Source organism: Acidobacteriota bacterium (assembly GCA_012517875.1).
Taxonomy (GTDB): domain Bacteria; phylum Acidobacteriota; class JAAYUB01; order JAAYUB01; family JAAYUB01; genus JAAYUB01.
The window spans coordinates 45,312-65,417 of the sequence record JAAYUB010000095.1 but is presented as its reverse complement, the minus strand read 5'-3'; the positions used below and the strand labels follow the sequence as shown (position 1 = coordinate 65,417).

Annotated in this window: 17 protein-coding genes and 1 riboswitch; of the genes, 12 read left to right on the top strand and 5 right to left on the bottom strand. The window is 68.3% G+C overall.

Features of this window, described 5'->3' with window-relative positions; genetic code table 11:
* From GX414_10190 to GX414_10175, 4 genes are all read left to right on the top strand, one after another.
* A partial coding sequence (locus GX414_10190; protein ID NLI47466.1) for an acyl-CoA carboxylase subunit beta occupies window positions 1–1,030 on the top strand: 1,030 nt, incomplete at its 5' end.
* Window positions 1,031–1,045: 15 nt separating this feature from the next.
* Window positions 1,046–1,372: a cupin domain-containing protein gene (locus GX414_10185; GenBank protein ID NLI47465.1), complete on the top strand. Its 327-nt coding sequence runs from the start codon at window positions 1,046–1,048 to the stop codon at window positions 1,370–1,372.
* 7 nt (window positions 1,373–1,379) lie between these two features.
* The gene (locus tag GX414_10180) at window positions 1,380–2,879 is read left to right on the top strand and encodes a pyruvate carboxylase subunit B (GenBank protein ID NLI47464.1); all 1,500 of its coding nucleotides are present in this window, start codon (window positions 1,380–1,382) and stop codon (window positions 2,877–2,879) included.
* Window positions 2,873–3,358 carry a hypothetical protein gene (locus GX414_10175; protein ID NLI47463.1) on the top strand — a complete coding sequence of 162 codons (486 nt, stop codon included), beginning with the start codon at window positions 2,873–2,875 and terminating at the stop codon, window positions 3,356–3,358. Before GX414_10180 ends, GX414_10175 begins: the two co-directional genes overlap by 7 nt.
* Before the next feature lie 85 nt (window positions 3,359–3,443).
* On the opposite strand, the gene pruA is transcribed toward GX414_10175, so the two are convergent.
* Window positions 3,444–5,069: an L-glutamate gamma-semialdehyde dehydrogenase gene (gene pruA, locus GX414_10170; protein ID NLI47462.1), complete on the bottom strand. Its 1,626-nt coding sequence runs from the start codon at window positions 5,067–5,069 to the stop codon at window positions 3,444–3,446.
* Window positions 5,061–5,184, bottom strand: a riboswitch (molybdenum cofactor riboswitch). (Overlaps the previous gene by 9 nt.)
* 197 nt (window positions 5,185–5,381) lie before the next feature.
* On the opposite strand from pruA, the gene GX414_10165 reads away from it, so the two are divergent.
* Window positions 5,382–6,743, top strand: a complete 1,362-nt coding sequence (locus GX414_10165; GenBank protein NLI47461.1) for a hypothetical protein — start codon at window positions 5,382–5,384, stop codon at window positions 6,741–6,743.
* A gap of 65 nt (window positions 6,744–6,808) precedes the next feature.
* Here GX414_10165 and GX414_10160 read toward each other — a convergent pair whose 3' ends face one another.
* From GX414_10160 to GX414_10150, 3 genes are all read right to left on the bottom strand, one after another.
* Window positions 6,809–8,263: a M48 family metalloprotease gene (locus GX414_10160; protein ID NLI47460.1), complete on the bottom strand. Its 1,455-nt coding sequence runs from the start codon at window positions 8,261–8,263 to the stop codon at window positions 6,809–6,811.
* A 58-nt stretch (window positions 8,264–8,321) separates the two neighbouring features.
* Complete coding sequence (locus GX414_10155) at window positions 8,322–10,109, bottom strand: ABC transporter ATP-binding protein (protein ID NLI47459.1); 1,788 nt, start codon at window positions 10,107–10,109, stop codon at window positions 8,322–8,324.
* 94 nt (window positions 10,110–10,203) lie between these two features.
* Window positions 10,204–11,127, bottom strand: a complete 924-nt coding sequence (locus GX414_10150) for a cysteine synthase family protein (protein ID NLI47458.1) — start codon at window positions 11,125–11,127, stop codon at window positions 10,204–10,206.
* A 136-nt stretch (window positions 11,128–11,263) separates the two neighbouring features.
* On the opposite strand from GX414_10150, the gene GX414_10145 reads away from it, so the two are divergent.
* Window positions 11,264–12,106, top strand: coding sequence for an OmpA family protein (locus tag GX414_10145; protein ID NLI47457.1), 843 nt, complete (start codon window positions 11,264–11,266; stop codon window positions 12,104–12,106).
* 175 nt (window positions 12,107–12,281) lie between these two features.
* On the opposite strand, the gene GX414_10140 is transcribed toward GX414_10145, so the two are convergent.
* Complete coding sequence (locus tag GX414_10140) at window positions 12,282–13,463, bottom strand: M23 family metallopeptidase (GenBank protein NLI47456.1); 1,182 nt, start codon at window positions 13,461–13,463, stop codon at window positions 12,282–12,284.
* Window positions 13,464–13,744: 281 nt separating this feature from the next.
* Here GX414_10140 and GX414_10135 point away from each other — a divergent pair, with 281 nt between their 5' ends.
* The 6 genes from GX414_10135 to GX414_10110 all read left to right on the top strand — a co-directional run bounded on the left by GX414_10135 (window position 13,745) and on the right by GX414_10110 (window position 20,099).
* Window positions 13,745–14,563, top strand: a complete 819-nt coding sequence (locus GX414_10135; GenBank protein ID NLI47455.1) for a BtpA/SgcQ family protein — start codon at window positions 13,745–13,747, stop codon at window positions 14,561–14,563.
* On the top strand, window positions 14,560–15,489 hold the full coding sequence (locus GX414_10130) for a carbohydrate kinase (GenBank protein NLI47454.1): 930 nt from the start codon (window positions 14,560–14,562) through the stop codon (window positions 15,487–15,489). Before GX414_10135 ends, GX414_10130 begins: the two co-directional genes overlap by 4 nt.
* Entirely contained in the window at window positions 15,486–16,430 is a 945-nt protein-coding gene (locus GX414_10125; GenBank protein ID NLI47453.1) for a pseudouridine-5'-phosphate glycosidase, read from the top strand. The genes GX414_10130 and GX414_10125 overlap by 4 nt, the downstream gene beginning before the upstream one ends.
* Window positions 16,430–17,647: a beta-lactamase family protein gene (locus GX414_10120; protein ID NLI47452.1), complete on the top strand. Its 1,218-nt coding sequence runs from the start codon at window positions 16,430–16,432 to the stop codon at window positions 17,645–17,647. Before GX414_10125 ends, GX414_10120 begins: the two co-directional genes overlap by 1 nt.
* A 78-nt stretch (window positions 17,648–17,725) precedes the next feature.
* Window positions 17,726–18,631: an OmpA family protein gene (locus GX414_10115; protein NLI47451.1), complete on the top strand. Its 906-nt coding sequence runs from the start codon at window positions 17,726–17,728 to the stop codon at window positions 18,629–18,631.
* Between the two features lie 229 nt (window positions 18,632–18,860).
* Window positions 18,861–20,099: an efflux RND transporter periplasmic adaptor subunit gene (locus GX414_10110; GenBank protein ID NLI47450.1), complete on the top strand. Its 1,239-nt coding sequence runs from the start codon at window positions 18,861–18,863 to the stop codon at window positions 20,097–20,099.
* The last annotated feature ends 7 nt before the right edge of the window (window positions 20,100–20,106 follow it).

Genomic DNA, 20,106 nt, shown 5'->3' with positions numbered 1-20,106 from the left:
GTACAGCCCCGCGCTGACCGACTTCATCATCATGACCCGGAAGACCAGCCACATGTTCATCACCGGGCCCGACGTGGTGAAGGCGGTGACGCATCAGGATGTCTCCTTCGACGAGCTGGGCGGCGGCCCGGTGCACAGCACCAAGAGCGGCGTGTGCCACCTCCTGGCCGAGGACGAGGCGGAAACCCTCGAGACCATCCGCCACCTCCTCGGCTTCCTCCCCTCCAACAACACCGAGGACCCGCCGCTGGTCGACACCGGCGACGATCCGAAGCGCATGGACGAGGCGCTGGACACCCTGGTGCCCGACGAGCCCAACCGGCCCTACAACATGAAGCAGGTCATCGAGCACGTGGTGGACAACGGCGAATTTCTGGAGATCCATCCCCACTACGCCCAAAACATCGTCGTCGGGTTCGCCCGCCTGGGCGGACGCCCCGTCGGGATCGTCGCCAACCAGCCGATGGTGCTGGCCGGCGTGCTGGACATCAAGGCGTCCATCAAGGGGGCGCGGTTCGTGCGCACCTGCGACTGCTTCAACATCCCCATCGTCACCTTCGAGGACGTGCCCGGCTTCATGCCCGGCGTGGACCAGGAGCACGGCGGCATCATCATCCACGGCGCCAAGCTGCTCTACGCGTTCTGCGAGGCCACCGTGCCCAAGCTGACGGTGATCACCCGCAAGGCGTACGGCGGCGCGTACGATGTGATGAGCTCCAAGCACATCCGCGGCGACTACAACGTGGCCTGGCCCGGCGCCGAGATCGCCGTCATGGGCTCGGAGGGCGCCGTGAACATCATCTTCCGCAAGGAAATCAGCGAGGCGGCCGATCCCGAGGCCCGGCGCGCCGAGCTGATCCGGAACTACCGGGACAAGCTGGCCACCCCGTACGAGGCGGCCAGCTGGGGCTACATTGACGACGTGATCGAGCCGCGCGAGACCCGGCCCCGGCTGATCGACGCCCTGCGCTGGCACCAGAACAAGCGCGACAGCAATCCCCCGAAGAAACACGGGAACATCCCTCTGTAGGCAGGAGGCGACGATATGTTCAGCAAAACCACCATCGGCGAACTGGCGGCGGTGCTCACCGAGCCGTACAAGCATCTGGAGCTCGGCCAGGTCAACGACCACGCCGCCTACGTGATCCGGTTCATCGGCGAGTTTCCCTTCCACCGCCACACCCAGGACGAGCTGTACCTGGTGCTGGAAGGGGAGGTCCGCCTGGAGTTCGTCAACCTGCCGCCCATCACCCTGAAGCCGAACGAGAGCACCGTTGTGCGCGCCTACACGACGCACAAGTGTTACGCCGAGAACGCCCTGGTGCTCCTCATCAAGCCGAAGGAAATGTTCGCGGCGCATCCGAGCGAGTGAGGCGGCCATGAACAAAAATCCCGTGCAGATCACCGAAACCGTGCTCCGGGACGCCCACCAGTCCCTGCTGGCGACCCGCATGCGCACCGACGATATGCTGAAGATCGCGGCCAAGCTCGACCGGGTGGGCTACTGGTCGCTGGAGGTCTGGGGCGGCGCCACCTTCGACAGCGCCATGCGCTTCCTGGGGGAGGATCCGTGGGAGCGGCTCCGCCGGCTGCGGCAGGAGATTCCCAACACGCGGCTGCAGATGCTGCTGCGCGGTCAGAACCTGGTGGGCTACAAGCATTACCCGGATGACATCGTCGAGCGGTTCATCGTCTGCGCCCGCCGCAACGGCGTCGACGTGTTCCGCATCTTCGACGCGCTGAACGACATCCGCAACATGGAGTTTTCCATGCGGATCGCCAAGCGGGAAGGCGGCCACGTGCAGGCCACCATCTCATACACCATCAGCCCCGTCCACGACATCCCGTCTTTCGTGGCCATGGGCCGCGAGCTGGCCGACCGCGGCGCCGATTCCATCTGCATCAAGGACATGGCCGGCCTCATCACCCCCTACGCCGCCTTCGAGCTGATCACGGCACTGAAGCGGGACCCCGGCCTGCCGGTGCAACTGCACACGCACTACACCAGCGGCATGGGTACGGCGGCGCTGCTCAAGGCCGTCGAGGCGGGCGTGGACGTGATCGACACGGCGCTGTCCTCGATGTCACTGTCCACGTCGCAGCCGCCCACCGAGACGCTGGTGGCATGCCTGCGCGGCACCGAGCGGGACACCGGCCTCGACATGGCGGCGCTGGCCGAGCTGGCGCGCACCATGACCGACGTCCGGACCAAGTACGCCAGCTTCGAGGCCGGCATCGCCGCCGTGGACGTCAACGTGCTGCAGTTCCAGGTGCCCGGCGGCATGCTCTCCAATCTGGTCAACCAGCTCCGCCAGCAGGGCGCCATGGACCGCTACTACGACGTGCTGGACGAGATCCCGCGCGTCCGCAAGGACATGGGCTATCCGCCGCTGGTCACGCCCTCCTCGCAGATCGTGGGTACGCAGGCCACCCTCAACGTGATGTGCGGCGAGCGGTACAAGATCATCCCCGAGGAGGTCAAGCAGTACTTCCGCGGCTACTACGGCCGGCCGCCGGCACCCATGGATCCCGCGATCCAGAAGAAGGCCATCGGCGACGAGACGCCCATCACGGTGCGCCCGGCCGACATGCTGTGCCCCGGCTGGGAGGACGCGAAACAGGAGATCGGCAGCCTGGCGACCTGCGACGAGGACGTCCTCTCCTACGCGCTGTTTCCCCAGGTCGCCCGGTCGTTCCTGGACCGGCGGCGGCGCGGCATGGGCGGCAAGGAGGAGGTGGCCGGCGCCATCGCCGCCATGCTCTTCCAGCAGCAGGAGCGCCAGGTGAAAAAAACCGAGGGGATCGGGGCGCCGCCCGTGGCGCTTTCCTACTGGAAAGTCCTGGGCCGGCAGCATCTGCGGGGAGGATGGAAATGGTGAACAAGTTCAAGCTCACGCTGGAAGGCGTCCCCTACGAGATCGAGCGGCGCGGCGACCTGCTGCTGATCAACGGCCTGGAGTTCCCCTTTGCGGTGGAGAACCAGAACGTGACCATCGGCGGAACGCCCCACGCCGTGGTGCTGCGGGCGGAGACGGCCACCGTGGACGGCATCAGCTACCGCTACGAGGCGCAGGGGCTGGAGGAGCCGAAACCGGGCAAGGCCAAGCGCGCGCTGTCGGCGGCCGCCGCCGAGGATGCGGGCGCCGTCACGGCCATCATGCCGGGCCTCATCATCAAGATCAACAAGAAAGAAGGCGATCTCGTCGCAGCCGGCGAAACGATCCTGGTGCTCGAGGCCATGAAGATGCAAAACGAGATCCAGTCCAAGGTCCAGGGGCGGATCACGAGCATCCATGTCAAGCCGGGCGAGTCGGTGGAGATGCGCCAGGTGCTGGCGGTGGTGGAACCCACCGCCTGAGCCGGCGGTGAGATCACCGCCATCCGTCGTGACGATTTCAGACAGCCGGCCGCGATCCCCCGCCGGGGGCCGCGGCCGGTCCCGGTTATTCGGCCAGGAACGGGTAAGCGAAATCCTGCGGCGTGTTGAAGCACTCCTTGATGGTGCGCACCGAGATCCAGCGCAGCAGGTTGTAGATGGAGCCGGCCTTGTCGTTGGTGCCGGAGGCCCTGGCGCCGCCGAACGGTTGGTGGCCCACCACCGCGCCGGTGGTCTTGTCGTTGATGTAGAAGTTGCCGGCGGCGTGGCGCAGGCGCTCCTCAGCCCGGCCGATGGCGGCGCGGTCGCGGGCGAACACGGCCCCGGTCAGAGCATAGGGAGAGGTGGCGTCGCACAGGTCAAGGATGTCCGGGAACCGGTCGTCGTCGTACAGGAAGACGGTCAGGACCGGGCCGAAGATCTCCTCCTCCATGAGCTTGAACTGGGGATTGGTGGTGAGCACCACCGTGGGCTGGATGAAGTAGCCGGTGGTGTCGTCGGCGCCGCCGCCGTAGATCACCTCGGCCTCGGGGCTGTCCTGGGCGAACCGGATGTAGTCGCGGATCCGCTCGAAGGCGGGGCGGTCGATCACCGCGCCCATGAAGTTGGCGAAATCCTCCACCGGCCCCACCTTGACCCGGTCCAGCTGGGCGCAGAGCGCGTCGCGCAGCGCCGGCCAGATCCCGCGGGGGATGTAGGCGCGTGAGGTGGCCGAGCACTTCTGCCCCTGGTACTCGAAGGCGCCCCGCAGCAGGCAGGTGGCCAGCCCCTGGATCTCGGCGGAGGTGTGGGCCACAACGAAGTCCTTGCCGCCGGTCTCGCCCACGATGCGCGGGTAGGAGCGGTAGCGGCCGATCTGGCCGGCCACCACCTGCCAGATGTGGTTGAAGGCGGGGTTGGAGCCGGTGAAGTGCACCCCGGCCAGGTCCGGCTGGCTCAGGGTGTAGTCGCCGATGTCGCGGGCGTCGCCGGGCACGAAGTTGATGACGCCGTCGGGCAGGCCGGCGTCCATGAGCACCCGCATCACCTGGTAGGCCGAGTAGACGCCGGTGGAGGCGGGTTTCCAGAGGACGACGTTGCCCATCACCGCCGGCGCGGCGGCCAGGTTGCCGCCGATGGCGGTGAAGTTGAACGGGGCGATGGCGAAGACGAAGCCCTCCAGCGGGCGGTACTCCATGCGGTTCCAGGTGGCCTGGAAGTTCTCCGGCTGCGTCTGGTAGATCTGCTGCATGAAGTAGGTGTTGAAGCGGAGGAAGTCGATGAGCTCGCAGGCGGCGTCGATTTCGGCCTGGTGGGCGGTCTTGCTCTGGCCCAACATGGTGGCGGCGTTGACGAGGTAGCGCCGGTGCTTGCTGAGCAGCTCCGAGGCCTTCAGCGAGATGGCCACCCGCTCCTGCCACGAGGAGCGGGACCAGCCGGCCCAGGCGTTGCGGGCGGCCTGGATGGCCTGCCGGATCTCGGCGGGGCCGGCCTTGTGATAGCGGGCCAGGATGTGGCCGTGGTCGTGGGGGATCCGGCATTCGCCGAAGTTGCCCGTGCGAACTTCCCGGCCGCCGATGATGAGGGGAATCTCGAGGGTCCGGCCGCGCAGGTCGGCCAGCGCAGCCTTGAGCGCGGCCCGCTCGGGGGTGCCGAGGGCGTAGCTCTGAGGCGGTTCGTTCAGGGGTTGGGGAACGTTGAAAAATGCGTTCATGCGTGGTCTCCTTTCCAAATTGCGGGAGGCGGTCCCGTTTCCGGCGGCCACCCTGTCGGCCGGGCGGGCATGGCGGTGTGCGGTAGCGCCGCCCGGCTCGGAGATCGTGAATTGTGACTCGCTCCAATTCGGCGAGCGGGAAATGATATAGATGATCCCAACCGGCGGAAGGATTTATGGAAATGCCGGCGGGAGGTGGGCGGGATCCCCGGCTTACTGAGTGATTGTCGCTGTCGCGCCCCGTCGTTCTCCCGGGCGGTTGCTCGCGATCCGGGGTTATAATATCGGTAGCCCTTGTGCGAGAGGTGGTCGATGCGAACACCGCTGGTTGTGGGACTCCTGTGCATCGGGTTGGTGTCGGCGGCCGCCCAAGGGGAACCGCAGAATTTGCCGCGGGTGCAAGCGGCCGACATCGTCTACCTGGGCTCGTTCGCGCTGCCGGAGGGCGACTTCGGCGGCTCGCGGTTCGGCTACGGCGGCAAGGGTCTCTGTTTCTACCGGGAGCCGTCCGGCACGCCCACCCTGTTCATGCAGGGGCATGATTGGTACCCCGGGTTCGTGGCCCAGGTGGCCGTGCCGGCCTTGGGCGGGACGGCGACGGTGCTCCAGGAGTTCCGCGACGTCACCGACGGCGCGCTGGCGACACTGGCCACGTCGGGCTCCAACGTGTACGGGATGATGGTGTACAACGGGCGGCTCATCGTGGGCGCCGCGTGCTATTACGACGGGGACGGCAGCCAGGTGAACTCCCACGGCGTCTCGAGCCTGAACCTGGCCGACCCCGACGACTTCCAGGGGTTTTACCCGATGGCCGCCGAGGCCAACCCGCGCTCCCTGGGCGGCTACATGACGGTGATCCCCCCCGAGTGGCAGACGCTCCTGGGCGGACCGGCGCTGACGGGGAAGGGATGCCTGTCCATCATCTCCAACAACAGCGCCGGCCCGTGCGCCACGGTGTTCGATCCCGACGACGTCGGCGCCGTCAGCCCGATCCCCGGCTTCACCCTGATCTTCTACCCGCTGGCGCACCCGCTGGCGCCGGAGACCAGCGCCAACGAGCTGTTCAACCTGGCCACCCACATGGCGGGCATCGCCTTCCCGCCGGGGAGCCGGAGCGTTCTTTTCTTCGGTCGGCAGGGGACCGGGGCCTACTGCTACGGCGTGGGCGGCGGCGTGGACTGCGACGATCCGTGCGACGACAGCCACGGCACCCACGCCTGGCCGTATCGTCACCAGGTGTGGGCCTACGACGCCGCCGAACTGCTCCAGGTGCGGAGCGGCGCGAAGGCATGTTGGGACATGCGCCCTTACGCGGTCTGGGCGCTCGAGGGGATGACCGGCGGCACCTGCGCCGACATGGAGGGCGCCGCCTACGATCCGGCCACGGGCCGTCTCTACGTCACCGAAAGCTACGCCGAAGCGCCCCGCGTGCACGTCTACCAGATCACGGTCCCGTCGGCAGTGACGCGGGACGGCGACATCAACGGCGACGGCGGGTGCGACGTGGCCGACGCTGTGGTGCTGGCGGTGACGCTTGCAGGCGGTCTGGCCCCCGGCACGCTCCCTTGCGCGCGCCCGCTGGCGTGCGATTTCACGGGCGACGGGTCGCTGGACGCGGAGGACCTGCTGATCCTGGGCGCCTACTTCGCCGGCAGCCGGACCGCGCTCCCCTGACCGGGCCGGTGTCGGGATCACCGGCCGGGCCGCGGACCATCCGGCCTCGTTGATTCACGCGCCGATCACTTCACCACCACTTTGAGCAGCGTGCCGGCCGGCAGGGCGTCGTCGAGCTGAACGCCGTTGAGGATCGCCGCCGCCTCGAGCTTGTCCGCGGCCACGCCCCACTGCTGGAACGCCTGGCGGGCGGTGCCGGCGGTGGCGGTTTTTCGGAGCGTCAGCTGGTTCGGCTTGACGTTGAGCTTCGTCGGATCCGTCAGGTTGTTGAAGCCGGCCATGGTCTGCTTGAACACGGAAAAGTAGCGGTCGAACAGCGACGGGTCGGTGTAGCTGTGGAACACGTAGATGTACTTGTCCTTCTGGATGAAGGACGACGCGACGCGGATGTTCCCCTGCTCCAGCGCGACGTCGGAGACCAGCCGCTGGGCCAGCAGCCCGTTGATCCGGGCGGATTCCGACTGGAGGACGTTGGCCCGGCTCTCCTGGCGGAACGTCTCCGCTGCCGCCGCCGGCGAGGCGCCGGAGGCCATGGAAAACAGGATCACCGCGTCCTGCTGCGCGGCATAGAGCTGCACCTGGGCCGCGGTGTTGTTCACCTTCCAGCCCGACGGCACCGGGAACTGGAACGCGAGCTGGGGATGGTAAAAGGTCTGCCCCTCCACGTAGCCCTGGCGGGGGTCTTCGCCGAAGACGAGTCCCTCGAGGCGGCCGAGGTACCCGTCGCGGTTGGTGACGAAGGCGGTGCCCGCCAGCTTGTCTCGCCAGACCTGGGCGTCGCGCTGGATGGCCGCGATCCGGTCCGGGGGATTGGGGTGGGTGGAGAACCAGCCGGGCAGGCCGCTGCGGTCGGAGCCCGGGTTGAGCCGCTCCAGCGTGACGAACATGTTGGCCATGTGGTTGGCGTCGAACCCGGCCCGGGAGGCGTACTCGACGCCCAGGGCGTCGGCCTGGCGCTCGTCGTCGCGGCTGAACTTCAGGAACAGCATGCTCAAGCCCAGTTGGGCTATGCCGGCGTACTTCTGGAACGTTTCGGAGAACATGCTGCCCACGCCCAGCCCCAGCATGGCCAGTTGCGCCTGGCTGTATTGGCGCACGCTGTGGCGCGCCGCGATGTGGCCGATCTCGTGTGACATGACGCCGGCCAGCTCCGCCTCGTCGTTGAGGTAGGAGAGCATTCCCCGGGTCAGGTACACGTACCCGCCGGGGACCGCGAAGGCGTTCACGACGTCGCTGTCCACCACCTGAACGGTGTAGGTCAGGTCCGGCCGGTGGCTCAGCGCGCCGAGCTTGTGGCCCAGCGCGGCCACGTAGGCGTCGAGTTCCGGGTTGCTGTACTTGCCGTACGTTTGCAGGATCTCGGGATCGAGCTGCTTGCCCAGGGCGATCTCGTCGGCGGTGGAGATGAGCATCAGCTCCCGTTTGCCCGTGACCGGATTCTTCGCGCAGGACATGCTCCAGATCACCAGGGTGGCCGCCACGACCACGGCGGCGGTCCGCCAAACGATGGAACGACGCATCGCGCACCTCCTGACGGAATGTCGGTTCAATGATCCTTATTATAGTACGAGCGCTGCCTCACGGCACCGGTTCTGACGGCCCGCAGGCCGGCGGCACGGATGGCGGCCGACGCTCGAGAACCTGCTGGCGCCACATGGCCGCGTAGAGGCCGCCGGCGTGGATCAACTCGTTGTGGCGGCCGGTTTCGACGATGCGGCCCCAGTCCAGCACGTGGATGGCGTCGGCGTGGGCGATGGTGCTCAACCGGTGCGCGATCAGGATCACCATGTGCTGCCGGCTGTGCGAGATCTCGCGCAGGGCGTCGGTGATCTCCCCCTCGGTGAGCGAGTCCAGCGACGAGGTGGCTTCGTCGAAAATGAACAGCCGGGGCGCGCGCAGCAGCGCGCGGGCGATGGCGAGGCGCTGCCGTTCGCCGCCGGAGGCCCGCAGCCCGCCCTCGCCCAGGCGCGTGTCGAGCCCCTGGTCCGACCGCGCCAGCAACAGGCCCGCCGAGGCGCGGCGCAGCACGTCGAGCATCTCGGCGTCGGTGGCCTCCGGCTTCACCAGTTGCAGGTTTTCCCGGATGGTGCCCGAAAAGAGCTGGGCGTCCTGGGCGACGAAGCCGATCTGGCGGCGGACGCGGTTGTAGCGCAGCTCGGTGATGGGGACCCCGTCCACCGACACGACGCCGCCGTTCGGGGCGTAGAGTCCGAGCAGCAGCTTGACCAGCGTGGTCTTGCCGCAACCCGAAGGGCCGGCGAAGGCGATGGTGTCGCCGAGCCGCGCCTCGAACGAGATGTGGTCGATGGCGTTGTCGGCCGCCCCCCGGTACCGGAAGACCACGTCGTCGAACCGCAGCCGCTCGATCGCGCCGATCTCGACGGGATCATCCGGCCGTTTTTCGATGGGCGTCTGCATGAGCCGGTCGAACGCCTGCAGCGAGGCCTCGGATTCGCGGTAGCTCAGGATCACCCGGCCGAGCTGATGGAGCGGTCCGAAGATCGTGTTGAGGATGAGCTGGAACGAGACCAGCTCGCCGGCCGACAGGGCCCGGCGGAAGATGAGCCAGAGCAGGATGAACAGGATCGACTGCCGCAGCAGATTGATGAGCGAGCCCTGCAGGAAGGCCAGGCCGCGGATCTTGCGGACCTTGTCCATCTCGAGGTCGAAGATCCGCCGGGTGAGGACCTGCAGGCGGCGGATTTCCGGCCAGGTGAGCCCCAGGCTCTTGACCAGCTCGATGTTGCGGAGCGACTCCGTGATCTGGCCGGACTGGCGCGCGCTCTCGCGGACGATGGTGCGCTGGACGGTCCGGATCCGGTGGCTGAGCAGGCCGGTGAACCCGGCCATGAGCGCGACGCCGATCCCGAACACCGGGATCAGCAGCCAGTTCCTGGTCACGCCGTACCAGACGATGAAGCCGATGCCCACGGCGGCGGAGTAGAGGATGGTGACGGCCGCGTCCAGGAAGCGCTCGGTGTCGGTGCGCACCTTCTGCAGCAGGCCCATCGTCTCGCCGCTGCTGCGCGCCTCGAGCTCCACGAACGACAGCCGCAGCGTCTGTTTGAGGCCGTCGTTGAACATCTCCGTTCCGGCCCGGCCCACCACGAGCCGCAGCAGGTACTCCTGGGCGGCGGTGGCGGCGCGGGCGGCCAGGGCGATGGCCGCCGCCAGGGCCAGCCAGCCCAGCGCCCCGCGGACGAGTTCCGCTTCCGAACGCCCGCCGGGATGGAGCACATAGTCGTCCAGGATCCGGCCGAAAATCAGCGGATCGACGAGCGCCAGCACCTGGGCGATGGCGGCCAGCAGCAGGATCAGCGCAAGGAGCCCGCGGTGCGGCCGGAGGTAGCGCCAGAGAATTCGCATCCGTCACTCCGAATAGCCGAACAATCCGTCCCCGGCGGTCCGGCGCGCGGTCGGGCCCTGCCCGGCGCGGGGCGGCCGTTGCCGCGGCCACCGACTAGCGGCGGCGGTACACGTCGGTGCTCAGGTACTTGAGGCCGGAGTCGCACAGGAGCGTCGCCACGCGGGCCTGCGGACCCAGCCGCTCGGCCACCTGGAGCGCGGCGATGACGTTGGCGCCGGACGACGTCCCCGCAAAGAGGGCCTCCTCCTTCGCCAGGCGGCGGGCCATCGCCTTCGCATCCTCGGTCGGCACGGCGATGATCTCGTCCACGAGCGCCGGCTCCCAGAGCGGCGGCACGTAGCCGATCCCGACCCCCTCGATCTTGTGGGGCCCCGGCGCGCCGCCCAGCAGCACCGACGATTCGGCCGGCTCCACGGCGACGATCCGGACGCCCGGGTGGCGGCGCTTCAACACGGCGGCGACTCCGCGCAGCGAGGCCGCCGTGCCCACGCTGTGCACGAAGGCGTCGATCCGGCCCTCGGTCTGCACCCAGATCTCCTCGCCCAGCGGGTGGTACCCCGCGATGGCATCGTGGTTGTTGAGCTGGTCGGTCCAGAACGTGCCGGGCTCCCGGCTGATTTGGCGGGCGGCTTCGATCATATCGAGGATCAACTGCTTGGTGGTGAGCCCGCCCTCGCTGGGGACGAGCGTCAGCTCGGCGCCGAGCGCCGCCATGTGGTCGCGCTTCTCGGCGCTGAACGCGTCGGAGGTGACAATCCGGATGCGGTACCCCCGGGCGGCGCACACCAGCGCCAGCGACGTCCCGGTGGAGCCGCCCGTGTACTCGACCACGGTGCCGCCGGGCGCGAGGCGGCCGTCCGCCTCGGCGCAGGCGATGACCGCCTGCGCCATCCGATCCTTCATGCTGCCGGTGGGGTTCTCCCACTCGAGCTTGGCGAACAGGGCCGCGCCGTTGGCGGGGACGATCCGGCGCAGCCGGACCAGCGAAGTGTGGCCGATGGTCTGGAGCACGTCCATGGACGGGACCTCCTGCGAATCACGGGTGGCCCGATCAGTCTACCATGCCCGAAGCGGTTCCTGTTTGAAACCCTGCGGATTGCGATGTATCATTTTTACGGTGTTCGGATTTCGAATCGCATGCAGGAGCAGACCGATGAAGCCACTGTCAACCGTCTGGATGGGCGCGCTGATGCTGTTGGTGCTTGCCGGCGCCGCCGCGGGCCAGCAGAACGACGCCCAGGGATGCAAGGACCACCCGCTGTTCACGCGGATGCCCGGCTACTGGATCCACAGTTGCGTCGAACGGCAGTTCGACGCGTTCGACTTCATTGTGGGCCCGAACAAGAAGGTCAGCCATGTGGAAGGCCAGTTCTGGAAAATCAACTACTACCCCCAGCACAGCCTCAATCCGAAACCCAGCGAGCTCCAGATCCAGCGCAACTTCCAGAACGCGGTTCAGAAGCAGGGCGGCAAGGTGGTCTGGACCGAAAAGGGCCGGGACACCTACCTGCTCGTCAAGGACGGCGTGGAGGTCTGGGTGAACCTCGGGGCCGAATTCACCGGCAAGTACTTTCTGACCATCGTCCAGAAGCAGGCCATGGTACAGGACATCGTGGCCGACGCGGCTGCGCTGGCCCAGGGGTTGGCCGCCGATGGGCATATGGCGGTGGAGGGGATCTATTTCGACACCGGCAAGGCGGTGATCAAACCCGAGTCGGCGCAGGCCATCGGCGAGATCGCCGGTCTGCTGAAGTCGGATCCGGCCCTCAAGGTGTTCGTGGTGGGGCACACCGACAACGTCAGCACAGTGGAAGTGAACCTGAAGCTGTCCCAGGACCGGGCCCAGGCGGTGCTGCAGGCGTTGGTGAGCCAGCACGGCATCGATCCCGCCCGGCTCCGGGCGCACGGCTGCGGCCCCTTCGCCCCCGTGGCCACCAACGCCACCGAGGCGGGCCGGGCCAAGAACCGGCGAGTGGAGCTGGTGAAACAGAACTGACAACCGGCGGCGGGACGATCTTCCGCCCGGTGTTCGTGCGATCACTCCTTGAACCAATCCGGCCGGCGGACTGCACGGCGTAATCCGCCGGCCGGTGTCGTTTTCGCTCCAGAGGCGGTCTTCGGCCATCCGGCGCGGCGGTTCCCCGCTGGCCGGACGGCGCAGTCGGAAGCCGTCAATCGATATCCAGCACGCCGTCGTCGAGGAATTCGAGCACCTGCATGTCGGCGGGCATCTCCTCCACCCGCAGCACCGGCGAACCCGAGGGGTGCCACTGCTGGTCGATCACCGCCGATCCCAGGAGCAGGTACCGGGTGAACGCGTAGGGGACACCCTCTGAAAACAGCGGATCCCGACCCGTGTAGAGGTGGAAGTGCAGATGAGGCCCCGTGGACGCGCCGGTGTTGCCCAGCTTGCCCAGGACCTGCCCCCGCGCCACGCGGTCGCCGATCTGCACCGTCTTCGAGCCGGGGATCAGGTGCGCGTAGAACGCGAAGTACCCGTCGCCGATGTCAAGGAGGACGAAGTTGCCGCCGGCGGTCTGGCTGTTGATGGTGACCACCGGGGGTTGGTTGGGCAGGTTGTCGGGTATGCCGTCCTTGGCATCCACCACGATCCCGTCGGCGACCGCCAGCAGATCGTTCCCATAGCCGTACCAGTCCTCGTTGGTCTTGCCGTCGGTGCGGTACGCCCAGCCGTCGGGGCCGATCTGGACCCAATCGATGCCGAACCGCTGGGCGATGTACGGATTGCCGTTGTACGTCATCAGCGACCAGCGGTGGTGGTGGTCCTGGTTCTGGGGTCCGTTGCCGACAAACCAGCCGCTGCCGCGCAGGGGCGGTGACAGCACCGGGCGATGCCGATCCGGGTCGATCACCGTGCGGGCGCCCTCCCGGATCAGGCGCTCGTCGGAATCCACGTACCGGAAGGTGACGCGATGATACAGCGCCGCAGGCACCGCGTGGAGTGTTTTCAGGGTGATCCAGATGAACACCGTGTAGTCGGGCGAGATCCTGTCCGGCAGGCGGAGACATTTGGCCAGACCGTCGCCTTTGAAGGATGCCAGCCGCTTGCCGTCGGTGTCATCGCTGAAAATGTCCACCTGAAGCAGCTCCAGCCCCAGCGTCCGGAAATCGCTGATGTGCAGCTCGTAAGCCAGCAGGTCGTCTCCCCGCCAGGTGACCGGCAACGGCGGGGCGGGCACCGTCAGCGCGAGCGGGACGGGCGGCGGGATCGGAACCGGCTCCGCGCCCGGCAGCATCCCGACACCGAGCAGCAGTCCGAACACCGCGAGCAGCGTGCGGCAACTGAAACGGCATGCCGCGTGCCTGTGTGATCCGACTGAGTGCGTGTCCACGGAACCTCCTTGTTCAACAAGATGGTTTGACTCTCAGTGTACATCACTCTCGGAGCGGATTGAACCGGATCGTGAGGCGGGCGGCGGCCGATGCGGAATCGGAATCGGGCGACCTGGTGGACGGTGACCCGCCGGTGTCGGTTCGGACGGTGAATTGCGCTTGGTTCTGTAAACCAAGTACAGTAATCTGTCGGCATCAGCACCGGGTCTCCGAGCGGCCGTCCGCGGCGCCCTCGCTGCGAGCGACCGCGAGCCATTATGTCCGAGAGGAGCGGGCGACCATGCATCCTGCGCTTGCCTTCATGAACAGGCCGGGGCGGATCCTGGCCATGATCCACGTCGGGGCCCTGCCCGGCACGCCGCAGTACGCCGGAAGTTTGGCGGCGATCCTCGAGCGGGCCGCGACCGAGGCGGCCGTCTACCGCGACGCGGGCGTGGACGCGCTGCTCGTGGAGAACATGCACGACGTCCCCTACCTGAACCGCGCCGTGGGCCCGGAGATCACCGCCGCCATGACGGTGGCGGCCCAGGCGGCGGCCCGCACCGGCGGGCTGCCCACGGGCGTGCAGATCCTGGCCGGGGCGAACCGGGAGGCGCTGGCGGCCGCGCTGGCCGCGGGGTGCGCCTTCATCCGGGCCGAGGGCTTCGTGTTCGGCCACATCGCCGACGAGGGCTACATCGATGCCTGCGCCGGCGAGCTGCTCCGCTACCGCCGCGCCATCGGTGCCGAGGCGGTGGCCGTCCTGGCGGACGTGAAGAAGAAGCACAGCTCCCACGCCGTGACCGCCGACGTCGACATCGTGGAGACCGCCCGCGCGGCGGAATTCTTCGCCGCCGACGGCGTCGTCGTCACCGGCGTGGCCACCGCCCGGGAGACGGACCCGGGGGAGCTGGCCGCCGTGCGCGGTGCGGTGGGCGTCCCCGTCCTGGTTGGATCGGGCGTGACGGAGGCCAACATGGACCGGTATCTCCTCCACGCCCACGGGCTCATCATCGGTTCGCACTTCAAGGCGGGCGGTCGCTGGGACCGGCCCGTGGATGTCGACCGGGTCTGCCGGTTCATGGACCGGGTGCGCGCGTTGCGGGAGCGTGGCCGATGAGGCTCGTCGTCGTCGGCAGCTCCATCCTGGACGTGGCCGCCCGGCCCACCTCGCGGGTGGAGGGAGACACGTCCAACGAGGGCGAGGTCAGGCTCGGAGCCGGCGGGGCGGGGCGCAACGTGGCCGAGAACCTGGCGCGTCTCGGCTGCCGGGTCACCCTGGTGACGGATCTGGCCGACGACTTCGCCGGCCGTTTCCTCCTGGAGAACATCCGCGGGCTGGGCATCGAGGTGCGGTTGTCGGCGCGGGCGCGCACCGGTGTATACCTGGCGCTCCTCAAGCCCGATGGCGCCCTGGACCGGGGTTTCTGCGGCACCGGCACGGAGGCCATCTCGCCGTTCGCGGTGCTCGGCGCGCTGCCCGACCTGCAGGATTTTCATGGCGCGGTCATCGACGCCAACCTGTCGGAGACCGCCGTCGCGGCGCTGGCGGAGCGGTGCCGCCGTCTGAAGGTGCCCTACGCGGTGGAGTCGGTAGCCCACGAGCGCGCCCGCCGGGCGCTGCCGGCCATCCCGGGCTGCGTCCTCATCAAGCCGGACCGCGCCGAGGCGCGCACGCTCACCGGCTTGCCCTGCGACACCCCGGCGGAGGCGGCCGCCTGCGCCCGGCGGCTCCGGTCCATGGGCGCCGGCACGGCCATTGTCAGCCTGGGAGCGGACGGCTTCCACGTGGAGCACCCGGAGTTTTCCAGCCATATCCCCGCGCTCCCCGCCCGGGTGGTCGACGTCACCGGCGCCGGGGACGCGCTGTTCGCCGTCGCCTTCGCGGCGATCCTGAAGGGTCTGCCGCCGCGGCTGGCGGCGGAGGCGGGGCGCCGCGCCGCCGCGCTCACCGTGGCCTGCCCCACCGCCGTGAGCCCCGCCATCACGCCGGAGCTGCTGGATCCGGCCGGATTGAATCCGACGACGGACGGAGGGCGCCCGTGAAATTCAATGAGGACCTGATCCATATCGCCGCCGAAGTGGCTGAGGCGCAGCAGGCGCACCGTCCGGTGGTGGCGCTGGAGTCCACCGTCATCGCCCACGGCTTGCCGTACCCCGACAACGTGGCCACCGCGCTGGAGATGGAAGAGGCGGTCCGGGCCCAGGGTGCTGTGCCGGCCACCCTGGCGGTGCTGGACGGCCGGTTACGGATCGGCCTGACGCCAGCCGAGATTGAGCGTCTGGGCTGCGGCCGCGAGCCGGTGGCCAAGCTCTCGCGCCGCAATCTGGCTGTGGCGGTAGCTCAGGGTGGGCTCGGGGCCACCACCGTGGCCGCCACCATCATCGGAGCATGGGCGGCGGGAATCCAGGTGATGGCCACGGGCGGCATCGGCGGCGTCCATCGCGGCGCTCCGCAGACGTTCGACATCTCCGCCGACCTGGCGGAACTGGCCCGCTACCCGGTGATGGTGGTGTGCGCGGGCGCCAAGAGCATCCTGGACCTGCCGCTGACCCGGGAGCTGCTGGAGACCCTCGGCGTGCCGGTGCTGGGCTACGGCACCGACGAGTTCCCGGCGTTCTACAGTCGCACCTCCGGTCTCGCTGTGGACGGACGGGTGGATACACCCGAGGACGTGGTCCGGGTGATCGAGGCGAAATGGGATCTGGATCTGGGCGGGGGCGTGCTGGTGGTCAACCCCGTCCCGGAGGCGGACGCGCTGGACGCCGCCGTGATCGCCGCGGCCGTCGAGCGCGCCCAGGCGGAAGCGGAAACCCGGGGGATCCGGGGCAAGGACCTGACGCCCTTCCTGTTGGCCCGGGTGGCGGCGCTCACGGGCGGCGCGTCGCTGGCGGCCAACCGGTCGCTGCTGCGCCACAACGCCCGGCTGGCCGGCCGCCTCGCCGTAGCCCTGAACAGTCTCTTTGACGAGGAGGATGACCGGTGATGGACACCCCGCGTTGGATCCGGATGGTAGTTGTCATTCTGGCGCTGGTTCTGCCTGCGGGATTCGCCCCGGCGCAGGAGTCGCTGAATCCGCTGCTCCAGCCGTACCTGGCCGCGTACGAGATTCCGGCCCTGGCCGCGGCGGTGGTGCAGGACGGGCAGGTGGTCGCCGTCGGGGCCGTGGGCACTCGCCGGTGGGGCGAAGCGATCCCGGTGACCCTGGACGATCGGTTCCACCTGGGCTCGGACACCAAGGCTATGACCGCCACCATGGCCGCGATCCTGGTGGAGCGCGGCAAGCTCCGCTGGGACTCCACCATCGGTGAGGTATTCCCGGAGCTCGGCGGCGGGGCCGACCCCGTTTTCAAAGCGCTGACGGTGGAGCGCATGCTTTCGCACACCAGCGGGCTCCCCAGCGACAACCTGTCGCAAGACGCCATGCCGTACCTGGCACTCATCACCAACGTGGACGGCTATCCGCCGGGCAACCTCGACGACATCCGGGCCTGGCTGGTGGGCCAGTGGGCGGCCCTGCCCATGTCCGGCCGGCCCGGCGTCCGCTTCGAGTACTCCAACCTGAACTACACCATCGTCGGCGCCATGATTGAACGACTGGCGGGGCGCAGCTGGGACGAGCTGATCTTCGAGTGGATCTTCCTGCCGCTGGGTCTCCGCTCGGCGGGTCTCGGACCGCAGTGCACCCCGGGTCGGGTGGACGCTCCCCTGCCGCACGCCGTCATCGGCGGCAAGATCAAGCCGATCCTCGCCGGTCCCATGGCGGATAACCCGGCGGTGATCGGCCCCGCGGGGATCGCCCACATGTCGGTGCTCGATTTCGCGCGCTGGGCGGGCTGGAACGCCGGCCAGGGGAAGCGCGGCCCTGCGCTCGTGCAGCCGGAGACCCTGAAGAAGCTCCACACCATGGTCGCCGAGATGCCGCCGGCCAAGGACGCCCCCATCGGCACGCCGCCGTCGGGACGGTACGCCTTCGGCTGGGGCGAGGTGCGGCTGGAGGGCTATCCAAACCCGCTCATCTCCCACGGCGGCTCCAACGGCATGAACATCGCCCGGATCCTGTTCGATCCGGCCGCCGACTTCGCCGTGGTCATCCTCACGAACATCGCCACACCGAAATGCGACAGCGCAATGAAGGTGCTCACGCGGGAGCTGATTGACAAGTATGCCGAACGCGGCACCCGACCGGCGGCTCAACCGTAGCCGGTGTTGCGGTGCGTGGGCTCCGGCCACCGGGAGCCCCGCCATTCTTTCCGCTTGTGTTCCGGTGGAACCTTATCTATGCTGCTCCTCTTCGCGGATCGGCGGCTGATCCGCGATCCTCATCCAGGAGAACGAACCATGAACGCAATCCGACTGATGGTGATGGGCACGCTGGTGTTGCTGGCGGCCGTAGCGCCGCTGCGGGCGCAGGACGACACGCCCGGCGGACAGGACCATCCGCTGCTGTCGCGCATGCCCGGATATTTCATCGAGAACTACGACCAGAAGGATTTCGACCGCTTCGAGTTTGAAGGCAAGGACGGCCGGCTCGTCGCCGTGGAGGGACGCACCACGCGCATCGACTACCGGCCCAAAGACGGCGTCAGCGTACCGTCGCCGCTGCAGATCGCCCGCAACTACCAGAACGCCGTCGCCCGGATCGGCGGCGGCGTGCTGTACCAGGACGTGGCCGCCGGCGGCGGGCTCACCACCCTGAAGCTGGTCCGGGGAACGGACGAGATCTGGGTTCGGGTGGCCATCGGCGACAGCGGGAACAACTACCACGTCGTCATCGTCGAGCGGGGCGGCATGCAGCAGGATGTGGTCGCGAGCGCAGACATCTGGAAGGGCGACCTCCACGACACGGGCCACGCCGCCGTCTACGGCATCCACTTCGATACCGACAAGGCCGAGATCAAGCCCGGATCGGAGAAGTCACTTGAGGAGATCGCCCGGCTGCTGAAACAGGATCCGAAGCTGTCCCTGCTGGTTGTCGGCCACACCGACTCGACTGGGGATATCCCCCACAACATGGCCCTGTCCGAGGCGCGGGCGAAGGCGGTGGTGGCGGCGCTCACCGGAACGCACGGGATTGCGGCGGCGCGGCTGTCCGCGTTCGGCTGCGGCCCGCTGGCTCCGGTGGCGTCCAACGATACCGACGAGGGGCGTGCGAAGAACCGCCGCGTGGAGCTGGTCAAGCGCTAGGCACCAGGCTCCATTCATCTTAATATATGCGTTCCGGCGCGGCCGGCTTACGGCGGCAACCAGCCGTCCGGTTCGAGCATGTTCCAATCAACGGCATCAATGGTATTATTTAAATATTTGATTATATTGATAATAATATTTATTCACAAATAAACATTTAAGTACTTGACTATTTTTTTGATCAGTGATATTCTGGGCCCCGTTCGAACGCGGAGCGAGGAGATAATGTATGCCGAGTCGATACTGGCTGAATCGGGTGATCGCCGCGACGGCCATGATGGCCGGGCTCCTGTTGGCGGGCTGCGGATCGCAGCCGGCGCCGCCGCCGGCGGGCCCGCCCGAGGTGGCGTTCGTGACGGTCCAGACCGAGCGGGTGGTGCTCACCACCGAACTACCCGGCCGGACGTCCGCCTACCTGGTGGCCGAGATCCGGCCGCAGGTCAACGGCCTCATCCAGAGTCGCCTCTTCCGGGAGGGCGCCTACGTCCAGGAAGGCGAGTTGCTGTATCAGATCGATCCCGAGCCGTATCAGGCGGCCTACGACCAGGCCCAGGCCGCCCTCGGCGCGGCGGAGGCGGAACTGGCCGTGGCTGAGGCGAACCTGCCGGCCCTCCGCTCCCGGGCCGAACGCCTCCAGGGGCTCGTGGCGATTCACGCCGTGGGGCAGCAGGAATACGACGACGCCAGCGCCACTCTCCGTCAGGCCGAAGCCAATCTGGCGGCGCGGCGGGCGGCCCTGGAGATCAGCCGGACGGCCGTCGAGAGCGCCCGGATCAACCTCGCCTATACGCCCATCAAGGCGCCCATCTCGGGGCGCATCGGCAAATCCAACGTCACCGTGGGCGCCATGGTGACGGCGTACCAGCCGGTTCCCCTGGCGGTCATCCAACAGCTGGATCCTATCTACGTGGATGTCACCCAGGCCAGCGCGGATCTCCTGCGGCTACGGCGCAACCTCGAGGAGGGCCGCCTCTCCAACGGCGTCTCCCGGAACAAGGTGAAGCTCATCCTGGAGGACGGCGCCACCTACGCGCAGGAGGGCACCCTGCAGTTCCGCGACGTGACCGTGGACCCGACCACGGGTTCAGTGACCCTGCGGATGGTCTTCCCCAATCCCAAGCAGATCCTGCTGCCCGGCATGTTCGTGCGGGCGGTCGTCGAGGAAGGGGTCAGCGAACAGGCGCTCTGCGTGACCCAGCAAGGAATCACCCGCGATCCGAAGGGCAAGCCCGTCGCCTGGATCGTGAACGCCGCGGGCAAGGTGGAGCAGCGGGCCCTGACGCTGGACCGCGCGCTCGGCGACAAGTGGCTGGTCGCCGCGGGACTGGCGGCGGGCGACCGCGTAATCGTCGAGGGGCTGCAGAAGGTGCGGCCCGGCATGGCGGTCAAGGCGCTGCCCTTCGGTGCGCCGCCGGCGGGCCCGCCGGGTGCCGACGCCAACCCGCCGGGCGCCGCGCCGAAGCAGTAGGGGGAGT